Annotated in this window: 16 protein-coding genes and 1 riboswitch; of the genes, 10 read left to right on the top strand and 6 right to left on the bottom strand. The window is 72.0% G+C overall.

What is annotated here, in order from left to right; genetic code table 11:
• Positions 1-7: 7 nt before the first annotated feature.
• Positions 8-1,474: a hypothetical protein gene (locus O7553_RS24645; protein ID WP_281551987.1), complete on the bottom strand. Its 1,467-nt coding sequence runs from the start codon at positions 1,472-1,474 to the stop codon at positions 8-10.
• A 110-nt stretch (positions 1,475-1,584) separates the two neighbouring features.
• Here O7553_RS24645 and O7553_RS24640 point away from each other — a divergent pair, with 110 nt between their 5' ends.
• The 4 genes from O7553_RS24640 (at position 1,585) to O7553_RS24625 (ending at position 8,140) form a co-directional block, all read left to right on the top strand.
• Positions 1,585-3,489 (top strand): glycosyltransferase, encoded by a 1,905-nt coding sequence (locus O7553_RS24640; protein WP_281551986.1) that lies wholly within the window; start codon positions 1,585-1,587, stop codon positions 3,487-3,489.
• A 125-nt stretch (positions 3,490-3,614) separates the two neighbouring features.
• Entirely contained in the window at positions 3,615-4,928 is a 1,314-nt protein-coding gene (locus O7553_RS24635; RefSeq protein WP_281551985.1) for an ABC transporter ATP-binding protein, read from the top strand.
• 96 nt (positions 4,929-5,024) lie between these two features.
• On the top strand, positions 5,025-5,774 hold the full coding sequence (locus O7553_RS24630; protein ID WP_281551984.1) for a beta-phosphoglucomutase family hydrolase: 750 nt from the start codon (positions 5,025-5,027) through the stop codon (positions 5,772-5,774).
• Positions 5,771-8,140 carry a glycoside hydrolase family 65 protein gene (locus O7553_RS24625; protein WP_281551983.1) on the top strand — a complete coding sequence of 790 codons (2,370 nt, stop codon included), beginning with the start codon at positions 5,771-5,773 and terminating at the stop codon, positions 8,138-8,140. Before O7553_RS24630 ends, O7553_RS24625 begins: the two co-directional genes overlap by 4 nt.
• 79 nt (positions 8,141-8,219) lie before the next feature.
• Here the strand turns inward: O7553_RS24625 and O7553_RS24620 are convergent, their stop codons facing one another.
• Positions 8,220-9,236: a hypothetical protein gene (locus O7553_RS24620; protein ID WP_281551982.1), complete on the bottom strand. Its 1,017-nt coding sequence runs from the start codon at positions 9,234-9,236 to the stop codon at positions 8,220-8,222.
• A 2-nt stretch (positions 9,237-9,238) separates the two neighbouring features.
• Positions 9,239-9,375, bottom strand: a riboswitch (cyclic di-AMP (ydaO/yuaA leader).
• 257 nt (positions 9,376-9,632) lie between these two features.
• Here O7553_RS24620 and O7553_RS24615 point away from each other — a divergent pair.
• The 4 genes from O7553_RS24615 to O7553_RS24600 all read left to right on the top strand — a co-directional run bounded on the left by O7553_RS24615 (position 9,633) and on the right by O7553_RS24600 (position 13,606).
• Complete coding sequence (locus O7553_RS24615; RefSeq protein ID WP_281551981.1) at positions 9,633-10,310, top strand: TrkA family potassium uptake protein; 678 nt, start codon at positions 9,633-9,635, stop codon at positions 10,308-10,310.
• A gap of 681 nt (positions 10,311-10,991) precedes the next feature.
• Entirely contained in the window at positions 10,992-11,600 is a 609-nt protein-coding gene (locus tag O7553_RS24610) for a fibronectin type III domain-containing protein (RefSeq protein WP_281551980.1), read from the top strand.
• A gap of 10 nt (positions 11,601-11,610) precedes the next feature.
• The gene (locus O7553_RS24605; protein WP_281551979.1) at positions 11,611-12,279 is read left to right on the top strand and encodes a response regulator transcription factor; all 669 of its coding nucleotides are present in this window, start codon (positions 11,611-11,613) and stop codon (positions 12,277-12,279) included.
• Positions 12,280-12,307: 28 nt separating this feature from the next.
• A complete protein-coding gene (locus tag O7553_RS24600; protein ID WP_281551978.1) occupies positions 12,308-13,606 on the top strand; it encodes a HAMP domain-containing sensor histidine kinase in 1,299 nt (432 codons plus the stop codon).
• Positions 13,607-13,652: 46 nt separating this feature from the next.
• Here O7553_RS24600 and O7553_RS24595 read toward each other — a convergent pair whose 3' ends face one another.
• Complete coding sequence (locus O7553_RS24595; protein WP_281551977.1) at positions 13,653-14,135, bottom strand: hypothetical protein; 483 nt, start codon at positions 14,133-14,135, stop codon at positions 13,653-13,655.
• 59 nt (positions 14,136-14,194) lie between these two features.
• On the opposite strand from O7553_RS24595, the gene O7553_RS24590 reads away from it, so the two are divergent.
• Together O7553_RS24590 and O7553_RS24585 are read left to right on the top strand one after the other, a co-directional pair.
• Entirely contained in the window at positions 14,195-15,337 is a 1,143-nt protein-coding gene (locus O7553_RS24590; protein ID WP_281551976.1) for a branched-chain amino acid ABC transporter substrate-binding protein, read from the top strand.
• Between the two features lie 49 nt (positions 15,338-15,386).
• Positions 15,387-16,151, top strand: coding sequence for a hypothetical protein (locus tag O7553_RS24585; RefSeq protein ID WP_281551975.1), 765 nt, complete (start codon positions 15,387-15,389; stop codon positions 16,149-16,151).
• A 45-nt stretch (positions 16,152-16,196) separates the two neighbouring features.
• On the opposite strand, the gene O7553_RS24580 is transcribed toward O7553_RS24585, so the two are convergent.
• From O7553_RS24580 to O7553_RS24570, 3 genes are all read right to left on the bottom strand, one after another.
• The gene (locus O7553_RS24580; protein WP_281551974.1) at positions 16,197-17,057 is read right to left on the bottom strand and encodes a peptidase; all 861 of its coding nucleotides are present in this window, start codon (positions 17,055-17,057) and stop codon (positions 16,197-16,199) included.
• A 1-nt stretch (position 17,058) separates the two neighbouring features.
• Positions 17,059-18,444, bottom strand: a complete 1,386-nt coding sequence (locus O7553_RS24575; RefSeq protein ID WP_281551973.1) for a VWA domain-containing protein — start codon at positions 18,442-18,444, stop codon at positions 17,059-17,061.
• Positions 18,445-18,530: 86 nt separating this feature from the next.
• The gene (locus O7553_RS24570; RefSeq protein WP_281551972.1) at positions 18,531-21,806 is read right to left on the bottom strand and encodes a methyltransferase domain-containing protein; all 3,276 of its coding nucleotides are present in this window, start codon (positions 21,804-21,806) and stop codon (positions 18,531-18,533) included.
• Positions 21,807-21,935 lie beyond the last annotated feature (129 nt).

Raw genomic sequence — 21,935 nt, 5'->3', positions numbered from 1 at the left:
TCGACGCTCAGCGGGAGACCAGCCGACGGCGTACCCCGCGGGCGTACTTGCGGGCGACGAAGACGGTCGCCCGGCCGAGGCTGCGGGCCCCACCGACGGTGACCGTCTGTCCGGCCCGGCGGCCGGCGGGCGGCCCGGCCGTAGCCTGGCCGCCGGCCGCGCCCGACCCGGTCGTGGTCAGGTCGACGACGTCGTACTCGCTGCCGGTCTCCCACCGTTGACCGTGGCTGGCGGCAACAGCCTCGACCAGCGCGCCGTCGGCGGTACCGCCGTGCACCGCCCGGCTGCGGGCCGCGGTGGACCACAACTCGACGGCGTGGGTCGGGGCACCGGCACCGGCCGGCAGCACCCGCAGCAGACCACACCGCCACTTCTCCATCGCCGCGACCAGCGACCCGACGGTCCGCGGACCGACGCCCAGCCGGGACGGCACCCGGAGCAGGTACGGCGTGGGGAAGGCGGTCACCGGAGCGCTGCTGACCATCCGTACCCGTGGTTCGCTGCGGTACTCGGCGGCCAGCAGCCGCAGGTCGGCTCGGCCACTGTCCGTCCCGCCGCTGTCCGTCCCGGCTGCGGCCCAGTCGCCGACCAGGACCACGTGCAGGTCGCGCTCGTTGCCGCCGAGCAGTCGGTCGACGCAGGACCGGACCACCTGGTACGGCTGGTCGACCGGCACCACGGCGGTCACCAGTGGCACCTGCCAGACCCGGCCGGGACGGCGGCGACGCTCGCGGGGAAACGGCACCAGGTCGGTCAGCTCGGCGTCGGCCCGCCCGGCGGCGACCGGATCCGCCGCGGCGGCCGTCCACAGCGTCGCCGCCGGCTCCGGCACGAACACTGCCCCGGCCTGCGCCAGCCGGTAGGCGACCTCGACGTCGGCGCCCTGGAACTGGTCGGAGCCGGCCTGGTAGCGGTCGCGCTGAAAGGCGTAACCGGTGCCGGCGGCGGCCAGGAAGACGAGATGGTCGGCGGTGCGGAGCTGATGCGTGGTGTCGAGCAGGCGGGCCAGCCCGGGGTCGACCGTACTGCCCGGGAAGAGCTGGCCGAGGGTGCCGGCGCTGGCGTGGGCCACGATCACGTCCGGGTCCGGGGCCCGGCCAGAGAAGATCATCGGTACGGCGACGCTGACCGCCGCCGGACTGGCCTGCTGCCAGCGGGTGAGCGCCGAGACCAGGTCCGGTGCCGGGACCGCCCCGGCCGGAATCCGGACGATGATCTCGCCCTTCGCGGTGCCGACCTCGTCGGCGAAGGCGCTGTCGGCGGCAACGGTGACGATCTGCAACAGCCGGTCAGGGTACCGCTGCTGGCGCAGTGCGGCGACGGTACGGGCGGCGCCCGCCGGGTCGCCACCGTCGCCGACCACCAGCACGCTCACCTGGGCGGTGGGCGCCGGGTGACCGGGCTCCACGGGGGCGATCAGGGTCCAGTCGTTGTGTGGTGACGGAGCGGCGGACACGGCACCAGGCAGGGACACGCGTGCAGCGTACCGGAAGCCCGGCCGGTAGCCTCTGCCGTGATGTGGGTCGGGCGTCGCGCGTGTCGGCCCGACGTGGTGCTCCGAGCCGGAACGACAGGGTGGCGCAGGTGGCGGAGAATACGGTGGGTGGCGTCGTGCGCGGCGGGAGTCCCGATCACCGGCGCTGGTGGTGGCGGGTCCGGTTGACCGATCGACCGGACGGCCGCCCGGTGTCCGGGCCGACCACCGGGGCGGCCCGCCGGGCGCTGGTGGACGCCGACTCGGTGGCGGCGCTGCGCCGCCTGCTGGCTGAGCCGGCCGCGGCCACGCCGACCCGCCAGCTGGTGGTCCGGGTACGCCGTTGGCGTCCGCCGACCGCTGGTTGGTCCGGCCGGCTGGGTCCGGTGCCGGGCCTGCGGCGGCACCGGGTGCGGCTGCCGCGCGGTGGCGGCAACGCACGGCTCAGCGTCGACCTGGTCGAGCCGATTCCGCTGCACGATCTGCTCACCGCCGCGTTGGCGGTGCTGGCGCCGGTCCGGCCGTTGCCCCGACCAGCCAGCGCCGACGTCGCGGCGGTCGGGGTGGCGCCCGGCTGGTTGCCGGTCGCCGCCAACCATTCGGTGACCGGGGCGTTGACGACGAACCCCGAGATCCGTGGGTACGACGTGGTGCTCGCCCCGGACGCGGCGACGCTGGCCGCCGCGGCGGACCTGGTCGGGGTGGCGGTGACCGCCGGTGGCACCGGTGCCCGGGTGGCCAACCGGCAGCCGCTGGTGCTGATCGATTCGGCGGTGGCGAATCCGGTCAGCCGGGGCCGCCGGTACGGGCCGACGGAGCCGACCGGGGTGTTGGAGTTCCTGCCCGCCGACCCGGTGCCCGGCTGGCAGGTGCGGCCGGCTGAGTCCGCCCCCGCCGGGTCGGCACCGGCAGCCGGAGCCGGTGCGGTGCCGGTGGCGCGCGGCGGGTTGGCCGGCGTACCGCTGTCCGGTGACCAGTTGGCGGCGATCCGCCGGTTCACCCATCTGATCTGCCCCGACGTGCCGGCGATCGCGCCGGCGGCGGAGGCGACGCTGCTGGCCCAGCTGGCGGCGACCGGTGCCGTGCTGCGGGTGCCGCAACTGCCGCCGGCGGTGGCGGACCGGCTGGCCGAGCCGTTGCTCGCGGTGCTGCGTAGCGGCCTGCCCGGGGTCGGCGCGGATCCGTTGGAGTGGGAGATCCGCAGCGTACGGCAGCGGTCGGCGGCGTTGCGTGGGCACGCCGCCGCGTTTGCCGCCGGTGACGTCACCGCCGACACATTTCCGGCGCTGGCGGCGCCGCCGTCGGTGAGCGCGGTGCTGGTCACCCGGCGTCCCGAGTACCTGCCGGACGTGGTGCGGCAGCTGGCCGGGCAGACCTACCCGGAGTTGGAGATCGTGCTCTGCCTGCATGGCATCGAGTTGACGGCGGACCTGCGGGCGCAGCTGGGCGAGTGCGGCCGGCCGATCCAGATCTTCAGCGCGCCCGCCGGGTTCAGCTTCGGCGAGGTGATGGGCGCGGCGACCGCGCGGGCCCGGGGCAGCCTGGTCACCAAGGTCGACGACGACGACGTGTACGGCCCGGAGCACATCTGGGACCTGGTGCTGGCCCGGGAGTACTCGGGCGCGATGCTGGTCGGCAAGGCAGCCGAGTTCGTGGTGCTGCAGATGCTCGGGGTCACGGTCCGCCGGGCGGCGGTGCCGCCGGAGGCGTACGGCGCCCCGGTGGCCGGCGGCACGATGTTGATGGCGCGCGGAGATCTGGAGGCGGTCGGTGGTTGGCGGCCGGTGCCCCGGTCGGTCGACCGTGGCCTGATGGACCGGGTGCTGCGCGCCGGCGGGCTTATCTACCGCACCCATCCGCTCGGCTACCTGTACGAACGGCGGGCGGCCGGGCACACCTGGGACGCCGGTCTCGACTACTTCCTACGTCGGGGTGGCCAGCAGTGGGACGGGGTGCCCCGGCATCCGGAGTTCGGTACGTCGCCGGTCGGACTACCCGAAGTAACCGCTCGGTAATCTATCCGACCTCCTGGTGATCGAGCTGTCACAGTACGAACATGGCACGTTTACCCGATGTGCCAGGGCGATTGCGCTCGTCACAGTCATTCGGGGGCCGGCAACCGATGGCTGGGGAGGTGACGGTGACCACCGTCGCGCTCAAGGATGTATCCAAGGTCTTTGCCGACGGGACCGTCGCCGTCGACAAGGTCAACCTCGACGTCAACGACGGTGAGTTCATGGTGCTCCTCGGCCCGTCCGGCTGCGGCAAGTCGACCGTGCTGCGGATGATCGCCGGGCTGGAGGATCCGAGCAGCGGTGCGGTGCTGCTCGACGGCGAGCTGGCCAACGACATTCCGCCCAGGGACCGCCGGGTCGCGATGGTCTTCCAGGACTTCGCCCTCTATCCGCACATGTCGGTGGGGGACAACATCGCCTTCCCGCTGCGCCTGTCCGGAGTGGAGACGGCGTCCCGGCAGGAGCGGGTGGCGGACGTCGCCAGCGCGCTGGGCATCGGCGACGTACTCGCCCGCAAGCCCAGTCAGCTATCCGGCGGTCAGCGGCAACGGGTGGCGATGGGGCGGGCCATCGTCCGCCGTCCCGGCCTGTTCCTGATGGACGAACCGCTGTCTAACCTGGATAGTGGGTTGCGGGCCGAGCTGCGGGCGGAGATCTCCGGGCTGGTCCGCGAGCTCGGCGTCAGCACCGTCTACGTCACCCACGACCAGGCCGAGGCGCTCACCATGGCCGACCGGGTGGCGATCATGCGCAAGGGCGTGCTGCAGGACGTCGGCACCCCGACCGAGGTGTACGGCCGGCCGGCCACCCTCTACGTCGCCGCGTTCCTCGGCAGTCCCCGGATGAACCTGCTGGAGGCCTCGGTCTACGTCCATCTCGACCGCTACGTCGCGCTCAACCTGGGCGAACAGACCATCTACCTGCCCTGGACCGATCTGCGGGCCCGGGCCGTGTCGCACTACCACGGGGAACGCATCGTGGTCGGCCTGCGGGCCGAGGCGCTGACCCCGGTGGCCCCCGGCAGCCCGGGCGACGTGCTGCAGGGCCGGATCCGGTTCCTCGAACACCACGGCCACGAGTCGCTGGCCTACCTCGACATCGGGGCTACCGCGATCGTGGTCGACGACCTCGCCGGTACGGCGGTGGAACCGGCCGGTGCCGGTAGCCGGCTGCGCCGGTTCGGCGGCGTGATGCAGCGCCTCACCGGTCGGTCCGTCAGGCGGGCGGACGTCGGAGACCAGTCGGCCGAGTCCGGCCCGGACCGGGAGAGCGTGCTCAGCGATCCGGGGCGGCACCACCGCCGGCCGGCCGAGTTGGCCGTGCGACTGGCCCCGTACCCGGCGGTCACCCCCGGCCATCCGCTGGCCGTCTCGGTCCGGATGGACGCCCTGCACTTCTTCGACGAACGGGGCGACCGGATCGACGTCGGATGGCGGTGAGAGGGCGGCCGGCGATGAGTGACTGACTGGTCACCACGGGCTGGCGCGCCGGTGGAAACCGAGCCGGCCGACCGGAGATCAGGTTAGATTGGCTGCGTGCTCGGTCTACCCGCTCATGTGACCGCCTGCCTGTTCGACCTCGATGGGGTGTTGACTCAGACCGCGAAAGTGCACAACGCGGCGTGGGAGGAGACCTTCAACAACTTCCTCCGCGCCCGCGCCGCCGACACCGGCCAGCCGTTCCATCCGTTCGACCCGGGCGCCGACTACAGCCGCTACGTCGACGGCCGGCCACGGGCCGACGGGGTGCGTTCCTTCCTTGCCTCGCGGGGCGTTGAGCTTCCCGAGGGGTCGGCAGACGACCCCCCGGAGGCCGACACCGTGTACGGCATCGGCACCCGGAAGAACGAGGTGCTGCTGCGACGCATCGCCGAAGACGGGGTGCAGGTCTACGACGGTTCGCTGGCCTACCTTCATGCTGCCCGCTGGGTCGGGCTGCACCGGGCCGTCGTCTCGGCCAGCGCCAACTGCCGGGACGTGCTGATCGCGGCGGGGATTGAGGAGTTGGTCGAGGTGCGGGTAGACGGGGTGATCGCGCGCGAGAAGGGCCTGCGGGGCAAGCCGGAACCGGACACGTTCCTGGCCGCTGCCGCGCAGCTCGGCGTCGAGCCGGGCAACGCTGCGGTGTTCGAGGACGCGCTGGCCGGCGTGACGGCGGCGCGAGCGGGGGAGTTCGGCTGCGTCATCGGTGTCGACCGGGTCGGCATCGGTGACGAACTGCTCGCCAACGGTGCCGACATCGTGGTGAGCGATCTGGGGGAGTTGCTGGTCGGAGCCGAACGGTGATCCGGGAGCGGGCCTACCCGGTGGAGCCATGGCATGTGCGGGAGACCCGGCTCGACTTCGACATCCTGGCCCAGTCGGAGTCGGTCTTCGCCCTCGCGAACGGGCACGTCGGATTCCGCGGCAACCTGGACGAGGGCGAACCGCACGGGCTGCCCGGCACCTATCTGAACTCGTTCTACGAGTTGCGGCCGCTGCCGTACGCCGAAGCCGGCTACGGCTTTCCCGAGTCCGGCCAGACGCTGGTCAACGTCACCAACGGCAAACCGATCCGGCTGCTGATCGACGACGAGCCGTTCGACGTGCGCTACGGCGACCTGCTCTCCCACGAGCGGGTGCTCGACCTGCGGGCCGGTCTGCTGGACCGCCGGCTGGAGTGGCGCTCGCCGGCCGGGCGTACCGTCCGGGTCCGCAGCACCCGGCTGGTGTCGTTCACCCAGCGGGCGGTCGCGGCGATCTGCTTCGAGGTGGAGGCGGTCGACGAGCCGTTGCGCATCATCGTGCAGTCCGAGCTGGTCGCCAACGAGGAGCTGCCGGCACAGAGTAAGGACCCGCGCGTCGCCGCGGTGCTGGAGACGCCGCTGCAGGCCGAGGAGCGGCTGGTGCAGCCCGACGGCGGGCTGCTCATCCACCGGACCAAGGCCAGCGGGCTGCGGATGGCAGCGGCGATGGGGCACGAGATCGACGGGCCCGGCGAGGTGTCGGTCAGCACCGAAGGATTCGACGACTGGGTCCGGACCACCGTCTCCTGCCTGCTGGAGCCGGGGCAGCGGCTGCGGATGGTGAAGCTGCTGACGTACGGCTGGTCCAGCCAGCGCTCGTTGCCGGCGCTGCGCGACCAGGTCGGCGCGGCGTTGGCCGGCGCCCGGATCTCCAGCTGGGAAGGGCTCTGCGCCGAGCAGCGCAAGTACCTCGACGACTTCTGGGACCACTCGGACGTGCGGGTGGACGGCGACCCGGAGATCCAGCAGGCGGTCCGGTTCGGGCTGTTCCATGTGCTGCAGGCCGGTGCCCGCGCCGAGCAGCGGCCGATCGCGGCGAAAGGGCTGACCGGCCCGGGGTACGACGGGCACGCCTTCTGGGACACCGAGATGTTCGTGCTGCCGGTGCTGACCTACACCCAGCCGGGGGCGGTCGCCTCGGTGCTGCGCTGGCGACACTCGACCCTGGACCAGGCGCGGGAGCGGGCCCGGATGCTCGGGCTCAACGGGGCGGCGTTCCCGTGGCGGACCATCCGGGGCCAGGAATGCTCGGCGTACTGGCCGGCCGGTACGGCCGCGTTCCACGTGGCGGCCGACATCGCCGATGCGGTCCGGCGGTACGTGCACGCCACCGGCGACGTCGAGTTCGAGCGGGAGATCGGCCTGGAACTGCTGGTGGAGACCGCTCGGCTGTGGCGTTCGCTGGGTCACCACGACCGGCACGGCCGGTTCCACATCGACGGGGTGACCGGGCCGGACGAGTACACCGCCGTGGTCGACGACAACATCTACACCAACCTGATGGCGCAGCGGAACCTGCTGACCGCTGCCGACTGCGCGCTGCGCTACGCCGACCGGGCCTGGGTGCTCGGCGTCGACGACGAGGAGACCGCGGCCTGGCGGGACGCGGCCCTGTCGATGCACGTTCCGTACGACGACGAGCTGGGCGTGCACCCGCAGTCGGCCGGGTTCACCCGGCACCAGGAGTGGGACTTCGCCGGCACCCCGCAGGACCACTATCCGCTGCTGCTGCACTACCCGTACTTCGACCTGTACCGCAAGCAGGTGGTCAAGCAGGCCGACCTGGCGCTGGCGATGCACTGGCGGGGCGACGCGTTCACCGAGGAGGAGAAGGCACGCAACTTCGCCTACTACGAGCGGCGTACGGTGCGGGACTCGTCGCTGTCCGCGTGCACCCAGTCGGTGATCGCTGCGGAGACCGGGCATCTGGAGCTCGCCCACGACTACATGGGTGAGGCCGCGTTGATGGACCTGCACGACATCAACCGCAACACCCGCGACGGTATCCACGTCGCCGCCTTGGCCGGGGCGTGGCTCGCGCTGGTCGCCGGCTTCGGGGGGATGCGTGACCACGGCGGGGAGCTGGCCTTCGCTCCCCGGCTGCCGCAGCGGATCAACCGGCTGGAGTTCGCCATGATGTGGCGGGGCCTACGGCTGCGGGTGGCTGTCCAGCACGACGAGGTGACCTACTCGCTGCGCGATGTCGATCAGAACGCCACCGTGGACCTGACCCATCACGGCGAACCGATCACGGTGGCTGCGGACAAGCCGGTCATCCGGGCGATCCCGCCGGCCGGCCCGGTCAGTCCGCCGCCGCAGCAGCCGACCGGCCGCTCACCGGTACGCCGGTCGGCGCGTACCGACTGACAACCTACGTCTCGTGCTGACGACCTGCGTCTCGTGCGGTGCCGGGGCCGGCCCCGGCACCGCACGAGGTGAGGTCAGGTCACAGCAGGGACAGATGTACGTGGTTGGTGTGGTCGCTGTTCGGGTCGCCGCCGGCACCGCTGTACGAACTCCAGCCGGTCGTCGGTGACCAGAACTGCCGGTACCAGATGACGTACAGGATGCCGAGCTTGTCGGCGTTGCGGACCAGGAAGGCGGTCAGGTTGTTGCCGTACAGCCGGTCGTCGCCGAAGGCGTCGCCGCCGAACCCCTGCTGCTGAGCGGAGAAGTCGCAGGCCCGTCCCTTGGGGTGCTCGAACGGTCCGCCGGGGCGGAAGCAGGAGACGAAGCGGGTGAAGCCGGCCTTCTTCGCCTCGTTCAGCGCGTGCATGGTGCGCGGCGTGATGCAGCCGCTCGTGGTGGGGTCGTCCAGGCTGCACGACTGGGACGGCCAGGAACCGTCCGAGTTACGCGGAGCCTGGGCGGCGACCGGCGAGGTGGCCGAGACAAACCCGTTGGTGGCGACCGCGCCGACCAGTTGCAGGGCCTTTTCGGCCTCTTTCTTCTGGCGGGACATCGCCTCGAGTTGCTGTTCCTCGCGGGCCACCTCGGCGTCGATCGCGGCGACCGCCCGAGCGGCCTGTTCGCGGGCCTCGTTGAGCTCCCGGATCCGCTTGTTGTCGTGCATGGCGATCATGTCCAGGCCTTCGGCGCGTTCCAGCAACGTGTCCGGATCGGCACTGTTGAGCAGGACCATCACCGGGGTGATCCGACCGAGACGGTACGAGTTGGAGGCGACCTGGCCGATCTGTGGGGTCAGCGCCGCTATCCGCTCCTCGACTTTTTCCAACTCGAGGTTGAGCTTCAACTGGCGTTTGCGGGACTCGTCGACCGCGGCTTTGGCTTCGACGAAGCCCCGGCCGGTCGATTCGAGCACCTCACTGAGCAATGGCGGGGCGCCTTCGTCGTCCGGATCCTGAGCGGCGGCCGGCGACGCTACGACGAAGCCGGCGAGCAGGGCGGCGACGGCGGCGAGGGCCGCGGCCGTCGGAATCCGCCGGCGGAGGGGTGCGGTCATCCTGTTCCTTTCCTTGGCCGCCGACCGAGTTAGCTGACGGGTTCGGGACGGAACGATCCCTACCGCTGGCGCGGATTCACCCCGGTGGAAACGTGGTTCCCCGGCTCACCCCGGAGGGGTGATTGGGCGGCGGTCACCGCCGGCGCCGGTGGGCGCCGCCTGGCGGAGACCGCAGGCAAGCTTACCGGATCGGTCACCGGCATCAACACCTCGACAATCCTGACTGAGCTGGAATAATCCGTTACCAGACAACGACTTTCGGTGATGTCCACTGTCTGCGTTTGTCGGTGTACGACAAGTCGTGGGACGGGCCGGATATCGCTGCGTCGAGGTTAGCGGCTGACTACAGTGCGTATGAGGAAAAGCGGCAAAGTCCTAGCCTCGGACGGATCCTCGGTGAGAGATGACGATTCCCCGGTCGGGCCGCCGGACGCCGACAGCGTGGCGGTGATCGGCCTCGGGCGGTTCGGTGGTCAGGTCGCCCAGTCCCTGCTCCGCCTCGGCCATCACGTGCTGGGCATCGACGAGCACCCCAAACGGGTGCACCGCTGGTCCGAGCGGCTGCCGAGGGTGGTCGAGGCGGACTCGACCGACGACCAGGCGTTGCGCCAGTGCGGCGTCGCCGACTACCCCCGCGCGGTAGTCGGTATCGGCTCGGACGTCGAGGCCAGCATCCTCACCGTGGTGGCGCTGACCGAGCTGGGTGTCCCGGAGATCTGGGCGAAGGCGATCACCGCCAAGCACGGCCGGATCCTCGCCTCGGTCGGTGCGCACCATGTGATTTTTCCGGAGGCGACGATGGGTGACCGGGTGGCCCACCTGCTGGCCAGCCGGATGCTCGACTTCATCGAGTTCGACGACGGGTTCGCCATCGCCAAGGTCTGCGCCCCGCCGGACGCCACCGGTCGGACGTTGGCCGAGTCCCGGCTACGCCAGCGGTACGGCATCACGGTGGTCGGGATCAAGGAGCGGGACCGGCAGCTGCGGTACGCGGGACCTGAGACGTTGATCCCGCCGGACGCGCTGCTGATCGTCGCCGGGGTGACCGCGGCGGTCCAGCAGTTCGGCCGGTGAACATGGGCGTGACCGCCTCATCACACCTTCATTTCGTGAGCTGATCAGCCGCTGCACTTTCGCAAACTCGTGACTCAGGCTACAGTCCCTGCATGGGAGCGCTTCCATCGATGGATGTGCCCCCGCTGAGGTAGTCGACGCGTGGCGCGGCGATGGCGACATCACCGTGTCAACCGCACAGCTCCCGAGGCTGGCGGCGGGCCAAGCCCGGACACCGCCGCCAGCCCGCGCACCACCTGTCGAGAGGAGGTGGAACCAGAGCCACTCGCGTGGCCCGGCTCCCGCGCGTCACGCACGACCTGGACGCCAAACCGCTCGTGCGTGTTTTGCAACTGAATGGTGGGGACGGGGGTTGCCCTCCCCGTCCCCACGCTAGTCCCCGATTGTTACGGCGGAGAATCGCCGACAAGTCGGGACCGCGACGTCGGTCCGTCCGAGAGTGCTGTCCAGCCTGCCGATGCATCGGCAGGCTTCGTTGTGTGTGGGCCTCGGAGCGGCGGCTGAGCTGCCGTGCTCGGTCTGCGGCGACGGTCGGACGCAAGCTCGCTCCACCGGCACCGGAGGTTCGATGCTCGTCGATGAGTAGTGGGCAAGCTCACAGTCGGTCGATCCGCTGGTCCGTCCCGGCGTCCGCACCGAAAGCGAGATGCCCATGCCGCAACCGCCACACCACTGCCGCCGGTGGATCCGGCGCGATCCCGACCACCCCCGGCACCCCGACCGTCGCCGGCCAGCCCGAGCCTGCGCCTGACCATGCCGCCCGGCGACGACCAACCACCCACCGCGCCAAGCGCGCTGACCGCCACCACGATCGGCACCGACTCGGTCACCCTGCGGTGGCAGCCGTCCGCCGACAACGTCTACGTCGCCTGGTACGAGGTGCTGCGGGTCAACCCCGACGGCTCCACCACCCCGGTGGCGACCGCCCCGCAACACCCGCCGACCGGACCGACCGCCCGGGTCGGCGCACTGCAACCGCAGACCGCGTACACCTTCGTGGTGCGGGCCCACGACGACGCTGGCAACACCTCACCACCGACCGAGCCACTGACCGTGCGGACCCAGCCACCTGTGGGGCGCCGAACCGGTCGACCTGGTCCCGCCGGACATCACCGTCGCCAACACGACGTGGAACAGCCGGATCCCGGCCGGCGGCAGCGCACAGCTCGGTTTCGTGGTCAGGTACTCGGCGAGCAACCCGCCGCCGACGACCTTCCTGCTCAACGGCGAGCGCTGCGCGTCCTCGGGTTGACCCTCGTCGAAGACGCGCTGGTGACGGCGGCTTGCTAGCCTCGCCCGCATGCGGGTGCTGGTGGTCGAGGACGACCCCGAGGTACGCAGCGCCGTCGTCACCGCGCTGCGCTCCGGCGGATTCGCCGTCGACCAGGCGGCCGACTGGAGCCAGGCCGACCTGAGCATGAGCATCAACGACTACGACTGCCTGGTGCTCGACCGGATCCTTCCGGAAGGCGACTCACTGCACCAGCTCAGCCATCGACGCCGGTCCGGGCTCACCACACCGGCTCTGGTGCTCACCGCGCTGGACAGCGCCGGGGACCGGATCGCCGGCTTCCAGGCCGGTGTCGACGACTACGTGGTGAAGCCCTTCGTCACGGCCGAACTCGTCCTGCGGGTCCGGGCGCTCTGCCGACGCCGCGGCGCCACCACCCCGCCGCTGCTGCGGGTGGCGGATCTGGAGGTCGACGCCGCCCGTCGGGAGGTGCGCCGGGCCGGCGTCCTGCTGACGCTCACCCGCAAGGAGTTCGCCGTACTGGAGATGCTGCTGGTCCGGCGTCCGGCGGTGGTCAGCCGAAGCGACCTGTTCGAACACTGTTGGGACGAGCTCGCCGACCCCAGCTCGAACGTGGTGGACGCAGTGGTCGCCCAGCTGCGCCGCAAGCTCGGCGAGCCGCAGTTGATTCACACCGTACGCGGGGTCGGCTACCGGGTCGGCGGGGCGCCGTCGTGACCGCCGGCCGAACTGGCGGGGCGCCGCCGTGAACCGCCGCGACCGGCGGGGTGGCAAGCCGCTGCAGACCGCCGACCGGCTGCGCAACCTGCGGATCCGGATCACGCTGCTGGTGATGGCGATCAACGTGGTCGGCCTGGCCGGAATGGGCGCCGTCGCGCTGCTGGTCGACGGGCGGCAGCGGGACGAGGTGGTCGCCGCCGAGCTGCGGCGTACCGCCAGCACCGCCGCCGCCCTGCTCTACTACGAGTCCGGGGCGCTGCAGCTCGACAAACTGTTCGACGACGCGGTCGCCAACGGCACCACCGCCGTCTACGTGTACGAGGCCGGTCGGGCCGACCTCAGCCTGGTCTTCGCGTACCCGGCCCGGCTGCCGGTCGTCCCGCCGGACAACCTGCTGGCACCGGCCCGGACGGTCTGGACCTCCGGCACCGAGCTCGCCGGCGGAGTCGGCGACACCGCCGGTACCCCCACCCCGCTGCTCGCCGTACCGTTCCAGCACGCCGTCACCGGGGCGGTGGCCGGCGCCGTCGTCGTGCTCGGCGACACCGGGCCGGCCGAGACCGCCAACCAGCGGCTGGCCCTGGCCCTGGTCGCCGGCGGCGTCAGCTTCACCGCGCTGGCCGGCGCCGGCGGTTACCTGCTCGCCCGCCGCGGCACCGAGCCCATCGCCGACGCCCTCAACCAGCAGGAACGGTTCGTTGCCGACGCCGCGCACGAGCTGCGCACCCCGTTGACCGTGATCCGTGCCGTCTCCGAGACCGCGCTGGCCGAGCCGCAGCGCCGCCCGGCGGCGCTGCGCCAGGTGGTGCGCTCCGCCGACCGGCTCGCCGACTCGGTCTCCGTCCTGCTCACCCGGGCCCAGCTCGTCGCCGGCCTGCGTGACCTGCGCCGGGAGCCGTTCCGCCTGGACCAACTGGCCGAGGAGGTGCTGACCGACACCGTCGTCGCGCCGCACCGGGCGGTGCCGGTCACCGAGGCCGTGGTGGCGTACGGCGACCCGGCGCTGGTCCGGATCGCACTGCGCAACCTGATTCAGAACGCGGTCCAGCACGGTCGGGCCGCCGACCAGCCGGCCGAGATCCGGCTCGAGGTCACCGCCGGACCGCCGACCGTCCGGGTACGTGACCGCGGCACCGGGCTCAGCGAAGCTGTCGCCGCCGCGCCCGAGCAGCGGTTCCGCAGCGGCACCGAGGACGGCACCGGGCTCGGGCTGGCCATCGCCAGCTGGGTGGCGCAGCTGCACGGCGGGCAGCTGCGGCTGGTCAACGCCGAAGGCGGCGGTGCTGAGGCCCGGCTGCGGCTGCCCGGCGGTCAGGGCGGGTAGGACGGCATGCCCGAGCGGACCGGTCAGCGTTCCGGGACCACCCCGATCAGGGCACGTAGACCGCGGTGTCGCCGTCGGGGCGGATCGCGAACCAGATGCCCGACTGGCCGTGACCGTTCGCGTCGCCGGGCATCCGGTCACCGGCGTACCCGTACAGCGGCCAGCCGGCCAGGCTCAGCTGCCGGCTCCCGTCGGACCGGTCGAAGCAGCCGACCAGCTGCCGGTCGATCCCCTCCACCCGTACCTCGCTCTCGCAGGGTGCCGGCAGCCAGGATTGCCGGCACTGTCCCTCGCAGGCCGACCAGGTCGGTGCCGCGGTGTCCCGGTCGGAGCGGTACAGCACGAACCCCTGCGCGTCGATGACGATCTCGTCCAGCGTCTGGGAATCGACCGCGTACAGCGCGGTGCCGGTCGCGGTGGACGACGGCGCGGCGGAAACATCCGCCGGGGCCCCCGCCCCGGGATCGCTGCACCCGGTGAGGACCAACCCGGTGAGGGTCAGCACCGCACCCAGGATCAACCGTCTCATCAAAACCTCACGCTCCTACCAGCAGGATAGGCGGGTCCGACCGGGTACAGGAGGTGGACGTGCGTACGTTGCTGCGGCCGACGGCGATGTTCGGCCTGCTGTCGGTGCTGACCGGATGCGTCTCGGCCGGTGGCGAGCAGGCGGCACCGGCCAGCGCCTGCGGCAGCCGCATCGCGGTCCTCGGACCGCTCTCCGGCGACTCGGCCGACCTCGGCGGCAACGTCCGTGACGGTGCCCGACTGGCCTTCGACCAGTACCGGGCGGAGCATCCGGACTGCCCGGTGGAGCTGATCGAGTTCGATTCGCAGGGCGACCCGAAGCAGGCCCCCGCCCTGGCCCAGCAGATCGTTGACGACGCCCGCATCATCGGGGTGGTCGGTCCGGGCTTCTCCGGCGAGGCCGAAGCGGCACTGCCGATCCTCGACCAGGGCGGCGTCGCCACGATCACCACCTCGGCGACCCGGACCGAACTCAGCGAACGAGGCTGGTCCACCTTTCACCGGCTGGTCGGCAACGACGCCGCGCAGGGGCGTGCCGCCGGTCAGTACATCGACCAGGCACTGGGCGGCACGGCGGTGTTCGTCGTCGACGACGGCGGGGCGTACGGCCAAGGGCTGGCCGACCAGGTGGCCGCCAGACTCGGCGCCAAGGTGGTGCAGCGGGCGACGGTCGCCGCCGGAGCGACCGACTTCAGCGCGGTCGTCGGGCAGATCCGTTCAGCCGACGCCGACGTGGTCTTCTACGGCGGCTACTACGCGGAAGCCGGTCGGCTGCGCCGCCAGCTCCGCGCGGCCGACGTCCCGGCGACCTTCGTCGCCGGTGACGGGGCGAAGGCGGACGGCTTTCTCCGCGAGGCCGGCGACGATGCCGAGACCGCAGTGGTGATCACCTGCCCCTGCCTGCCGCCGGAGCGGGCCGGCGCCGAGTTTCCGCAGCGCTACCGGGAACGCTTCGGGGTGGAGCCGGGCACCAACTCCGCTGAGTCGTACGACGCGGCGACGGTGTTCCTCGCCGGGATCCAGGCCGGACACGGTGGCCGGACCGCGATGGCCGCGTTCGTCGACGACTACGACGAGCCCGGGGTCACCACCCGGATCGCCTGGACCGGCACCGGTGAGCTGGTGGCGTCGTCGGTGGTGGTCTGGGCGTTCCGCGTCCAGCAGGGCCGGTTCGTGGCGGAGCGGTCCATCCCGACAAGTTGACCTGCGCGCCCCTGGCGGGCGCGCGTGAACGTGGCAGAGGAGTTCAGTTATGGCCCTACCGACCACGGCTGGTAGTGGTGCCGGCGACACCGGCGCCGGGGCGGACAACCGGCCCGGTGGAGGCACCGAGAAGGTACTGCGTGCCGTCGCGGCCGGCCCGCTCGGCGCGTACCCGCTGCTGGAGGCCGCGTTCTGCTGGAACGAACGGCGGCCGGTCGGCTGGCGCCGACTGGGGCCGGCGTCGGCCACTGCGGACCGGCAGCTACCGGTGGCACAGACCGAGCAGCCCGCGGCCGCGGCCCGGACCGCCCGCCTGCTGTCCACGATCACCTGGTCGGTGACCAGCCCGGTCGGCGCATGCACCTCGCTGACCAGGGTCGATGTGTCCTCGGACGGGTACCACCGGGTGTTGCGGGCGCTGGCCGGCGCGTGGCGCGACGGTCGGCGGATGCTCGGCAGCCCCGGGCTGGCGGCCGCGCACTACCCCGCTGCGCTGGCCGTCTGGCGGATGGCCGCGCTGCTGGCTCCGGCGGACCGGACCGCCGGGGTGCTCGCCATCTCGGTGAGCACCCCGGCTGCGGCGCTGCTGCGAAGTGCCGCACCGGCGTTGGCGCTGCCGCACACGGTCGTCGAGCGCAGCGGGCGCAGCACCGTGATCCGGGTGGACCGCCCGACGCTGTTCCGCCGGCTGCTGACCGAGATCGACCCGGCCGTCGCCGGTCCGAGCGACGGCACGCCCGCCGGACGGCAGCTGGTGGCGGTCGGACGCCGGCTGCCGTCCGGATCGATGCGCCGGCTGGCAGCCGCCGGTTGACCGGACTGTCGGCCCGGTCGGCCGAGTCCGCAGCCGGTCAGCAGGTCAGCTGGCTGCGGCGGGGCCGGCCCGGCGGCGTGGCCGGCGGGTCAGCCCGAAGCCGACCACGCCACCGACGGCGGCCAGTACGCCACCGGCCACCGTCCAGAACCACCGACTCGTCAGGCCGGGCAACCAGTCGCTGAACCAGCCGGCAACACTGTCCCACCAGGACTGTTCGCTGACCTGACCGGTGGCGTCCGCCGGGTCGGTGTCGCCGGTCGCGCTGGTGAGCACCGCCCCCTGCCGTACGGTCGGCGTCAGCGGCGCCTCCAGCCGGCCGCCCTCCGGGCTGGTGTCGTCCGAGATATCGGCGCTCACCCGTAGCTCGACCTGCACCGGCAGACCGAGGTCCTGCTCCGGCAGGTCGGTGACGGAGAGCCGGACGTAGTAGGTGCCGGGTAGCGGATCGGCGGACCACGGCTCCGCCCAGGCTCGGACCTGCCGCAGTGCGCAGCCCGCCCGTACCTGCCGGTCAGTGGCGGATCCGACGGGTGACTGCATGCCCGCGGTGCACGGCTGGCGGCGGCGCAGCCCGTCGAACACGTCGATGGTCCAGGTCGACGCGCCGCTGCGCGCCGCTGCATCGGCGAGGGTCACGGTCGCCGCGATCGAGCTGGTCTGGCCGGCCTGGGCCGGGAACGACCAGTACAGGTACTCACCGGTCGCGGCGGAGACCCGGACCGGCTGGTCGATGTGGACCGCCGCAGCGGTGAGGAACGACGTTCCGGCCTTGGTGAGGGTGGCCTCCGCCGGTGCCGGGGTGGGGCCTTCGGCCGCCGCCGGGGTCGCGACAAGGAGGACGGCGGCGCCAGCGGTGCCGACGGCCAGGCCGGCGCGGGTCAGCCGGAATGTACGACGGGTCAACTCAGCTCTCCTTCCAGACGGTGGTCCACCAGCGGGTCAGCCAGCCGGCGAGGACTCCGGTGACCAGCCCGGCGAGGCTCAGCACGACCAGCAGCAGCCAGCCACGGCCGAGACCCGGGCTGTCCGGGAAGGGGGAGGCGGCGACCAGATCGACGGTGAGCTCGATCGGCATGCCAGGGGCGTCACCGGCCCCGCCAGCGGCGGCGAACGAGTTGCTGACCACCAGGCAGACCTCGGCGGGCGGTGGCTCCGTGCCGGCGGCCGTCGACGCGGCGGCGGAGACGGTTCCGGACGGCGTACCGGCCGGGTCAGAAGTTCCACCGGTGTCGTCGGTCTGGCCGGTGCCGTCGGCGCGGTCGGTGTCGCCGTCCGGGCCGGTGTCGTCGGTCCGGTCGGTGTCCGGGCCGGCGGACCATCGCAGGCCGGTGGAGAGTACGTCGGTCCGGCCGCTGCCGGCGTCGGTACCCCGGACCAGCTCGCGGCCGTTGGGATGGACGGCCCGGAGCAGGATCCCGTAGTCCCGGTTCACCGGGCGGTCCAACGCGATGCTCACCGAGGCGCGCAGCTCCTGGTCCGCCCGGATCGGTACGCGGTACCAGCGGTGCTCCTCGAAACGTTCCCGGTCGGTGTAGACACCTGCCGCGAGCAGCGGCGCCGCCGTGCAGTCGGTACTGCCGGTGACCAGCTCCGGGGTCCGGGTGTAGGTGTCCTGGGCCCGGTCGACCAGCTGGTTGATCCGGTCGGCGAGCTGGTCGGCGCTCTGCGCGGTGGTGTACGTGCCGCCGGTGGCCCCGGCGATGCAGACCAGCTGCTGGCGGACCTTGTCGTCGAGGGTGAGGCCGAGCGTGTCGACGATCAGCCGGGTGCCCTGGGCGGCGAGTTCCCGGGCGACGTCACACGGGTCGGGCGGGGCGCAGGTGTCCTCGCCGTCGGTGATCAGGACGATGCGTCGGGCGGTCTCACCGGAGCCGAGATCCTTGGCCGCCTCCCGCAGCGCCAGCCCGATCGGGGTGAAGCCGGTAGGCCGCAGACTGGCGATCGCGGCCTTCGCCTGGTCGCGGTCGACCGGCCCGACCGGTACGATCTGCTGGGTGTCCTGGCAGCCGAGGGCCTTGTCGTCGCCGGGGTAGGTGGCCCCGAGGACCCGGATGCCGAGGTCGGTGCCCGCCGGCACGGCGTCGACGACCTCGTTGAACGCGCGCTGGGCGACGGCCATCCGGGTCTGGCCGTTCATGTCGGGCTCTCGCATCGAGCCGCTGACGTCCAGGACCAGCTGCATCCGCAGGTTCTCGGTGGTCTCGTCGGCACCGGCGGGCGGGGTTCCGGGCAGGATGATGACGCCCAATAGTCCGATCAGGACAACCTGGGCGGTACGTCTGATGATCACCGGGCGATCTTAGTGATCCTCCAATGTGCCCTCCGCAGTGGCAGGGTGCGGCCCGGTGCGTCCGACCGGCCGTCACGCGTACCGGCTCAGTCGCGGTGTGGGGTCTCGAACAGTTCAGTGACCATCTTGGCGTAGTCGCGGGCCATGTCGCCGAACTGGTAGCTGCGGGCGGCGGCCCGGGCAGCCAGCTCCACGTGCCTGCCGCGCAGCCCGGTCGAGGCCAGCAGGGCGTCGGTCAGCCCGTCGCGGGCCGCCGGGTCGAAGCCGATGGTGTACGCCGGATCCAGCAGTGCGGTCAACGCACCCAGCCTTGGCGCCACCACCGGGCGGCCGAACGAGACCGCCAGATGGAAGCTGCCCGAGTTGAGCACCGTGCGGTACGGCAGCACCACCGTGTCCGCCGCCTTGAAGTAGAACTGGACCTCCTTGTCGGGGACCGGATCGAACATCGCGGTGATCCGGGGGTCACGGTCGCAGCGTTCGGCCAGCCCGTCGCGCGGGTCGAGCCGTTTCGGCGCCCCCGCGACGATCAGCCGCAGCCGGGGGTCCTGCTCGCCGGCCGCGTTGAACGCGTCGAGCAGTTCGCTGACCCCCTTGTACGGTCGGATCCCACCGAAGAACAGTAGGACGTGGTCGTCGGCGGCGTACCCGAACCGGCGACGGGCCGCGAGCCGACTCACCGAGTCGGGATACACCCCGAGGTAGCTGCTGTGCCGGACGATCCGGACCTTCTCCGGCGGCAACGGATAGTGTGGCGTGGTCGCCGCCACCGTCTCCGGGCAGAGCAGGTGCACGACGTCGGCCTCGGCGGCGAGGTACCGGGCCAGTTCCTTCTCCACCTCCGGGTACTTCCACTCGTGCGGGAAGACGTTGTGGATGGTCCAGATCAGCCGGCCGCCCCGCCGCCGTAGGTCGGCGATCCGGTTCTGGAACTCGGCCAGCCGCGTCGCCGCCTGCTGGTCGTCGGTGGCCGGGTGCACGATCGGATCGGTCCAGTGCACGTGCAGGACGTAGTTGTCCAGCCGACCAGCGGCCAGGTGCGGGGCGGCGGAGTCCCGGACGGCGTCGGCGACCGGGAACCACCGCACCCCGACGTCGGGTAGACCCGACATCAGCAGCTGCTGGTACGGATTGTCCACGTAGTAGGGGTACGCGCCGACGAACCGGCTGTTGGCCCGGCGCGGCTGCGGGTCCAGGCCGTCGATCACCGCGTGCAGGTCCGCCGCCCGGCGGGCGAACGAGTGCCGTTCGCGTACCACCGCGGACAGCTGGCCGGCCAGCGCGACGGTGCCGGCGGGGTCGCCGGTCAGCCGGGCGATCAGGTCGCCCAGGCTGGCCGCGTCGCTGTACGTGGGAAGCTCCGCCAGCCCGAGTTCGGCGAGCCCGATCCGACAGTTCGTCAGGGGCAGCGCGCCCGCCGCCAGGCTCTCCAGCAGCCGCGAGTTGACGTTGCCGTACGGCCGGGTGGTGTGGTTGAGGTCGTCGAGCACCAGCAGCGCCCGCCGGTACAGGCCCGGCAGGTTGAAATAGCTGGTCGGGCCGCCGGCGTACCGGGAGAAGTACGAGTTCAGCCCGCGCTTCTCGCCGAAGACGACGAACGGGAAGGTGATGTCCACCCCGCGCAGGCACTGGTACAGGTGCCGCTCCCGGCCCCACGAGTTGACCGTCGTCACCGCTCCACCGCGGACCTGGTCGGCACCGGGCAGGGTGAACAGCTCGGTGTCCACCCCGAGCGGCAGCAACCCGACGGGCCCGTCGTAGTGCTCGCGCAGCCGGCTGACCGAGGCGGAGGAGGAGGCGACCACCGTGTCGAACAGGGCGAGGTGCGGATGCTCTCGCCAGCGGTCGGTCTCGTTGCGGACCCAGGCGACGATCCGGCAGCGGTCCGGCACGGTCAGCGGGTCGAACGTCGGGATCATGGCGAGCGCCACGTCGGTCTCCGGTGGCAGCTCCGCCCAGCGCTCCGCCGGCAGGTACGCGACCTCGTAGCCGTGCCGCTGCAGGTAGCGGCCGATCCCGACGGCGACGTAGAGGTCGCCACGGCCGGCGTCCAGGTCGACGGTGGAGACGCAGAACGCCACCCGCACCGCGTCCGAGCGGTGAAACCGGTCCTTTGCGCAGGCCCGCCGGTAGGCGTCGCACAGCACCGGATCAGCGGTCAGCCCGTGGAACTGGGCCGGCACGTTGGTGGCCGGCGCCCCTCGGCCGTCCGAGCTGTCGGCGCTGGCACCGGTGCCGGCCGTGGCGCGTCGGTTGGTCGACCGGCTCCGTCGGCGTTTGACGGCCCGCAGGCCCTCGTTCGGCCGGAACACGTACCGGACCATCTTTCCGGCCCGGTACGTGTTGCTGTTGGTCATCTTGTTGATCCGGGTCTGCAGCCTCGTGGCCGTCTCCTGCAGCTCCTTGACCTTCTGCTGAGAGTCCTTGAGCTTCGCCTGGAACTGCGTCCGTTCCTGCTCGGCCCGGCGCAGCGTCTCACGGGCCTGCAGCGCGTCGAGTCGTTCCTGGCCGACCAGGTCCTGGGCGAGGCGGAACTGCTCGTCCAGTTGCCGGTGCCGGTGCTGCAGGTCGTCGAGTTGCGCGGTCAGCCGCTCGTTGACGGCCAGCGCGTCGAGGTGGGCCGAATGCTCGGCGGTGAGCCGCTGCTCGGCGAGGCTGATCCGGACCGCCTCGGTGGACGGCCGGCACTCCACGACGTACTGGTAGGTTTCGGCCTCCGCACCGAGTTGGGCCACCATCCGGCGCAGTTCGGCGCTGATCTCGAAGGCGCGGGCGCGGTGCGGAGTCTGCTCGGCGGACCGGATCGTCCGGTGTGTCGCGCTGACCAGGAACCCGTTCGACTCCAGCAGCGTCTGCATGCTGGTCCGGGTGAAGAAGCGCAGGTGGGTCGAGTCCAGCAGGCCCGTCCTGGTGTACTCGAAGTTGCCCGTCATCAACTCGATGATGATCGACTCGTGCGCCATGTTCGGGAAGCTGACGACCAGCAGACCGTCCGGAGCGAGGATCTTGTCGTCCCGCAGTGCGCGCAGGACGGAACCCGGTTCGATCAGATGCTCCAGCACGTCGGCGAGGATCACCACGTCGTACTCGCGGCCGGCCAGCGCACCGGGCCAGTCCGGTTCCCGCAGGTCGACGACCATCGTCTCCTGTACGCCGCCGGCCCGGGCCTCGGCGAGCGCCTCGGTGTCGACGTCGGCGCAGGTGACGGTACGTCCCGCGACGGTGGCGAGCATGCCGGAGACGATGCCCGGCCCCGAGCCCAGATCGAGCACCCGGGGACCGCCGCTCGCCGCCAGCCGGTAGACGGCGGCGGCGGTGTTGTTGGTGTCCTCCGGCTCGAAGCTGTAGGAGTATCTGCTCATTGCCGTCTCCGCGGGTGCGCCGTGGGCCTCGTCGGCCGGGCGGTGCGTAGTGGGGGCGCAGGGGGTGGCTGAACAGCAACTTTACTGGATCAACGGGGTGACTGGCGGCGAAGCGACAGCAACCACGTC

It is taken from the genome of Solwaraspora sp. WMMA2059, from assembly GCF_027497315.1.
GTDB lineage: Bacteria > Actinomycetota > Actinomycetes > Mycobacteriales > Micromonosporaceae > Micromonospora_E.
This window is presented reverse-complemented; position numbering and strand designations above follow the sequence as displayed.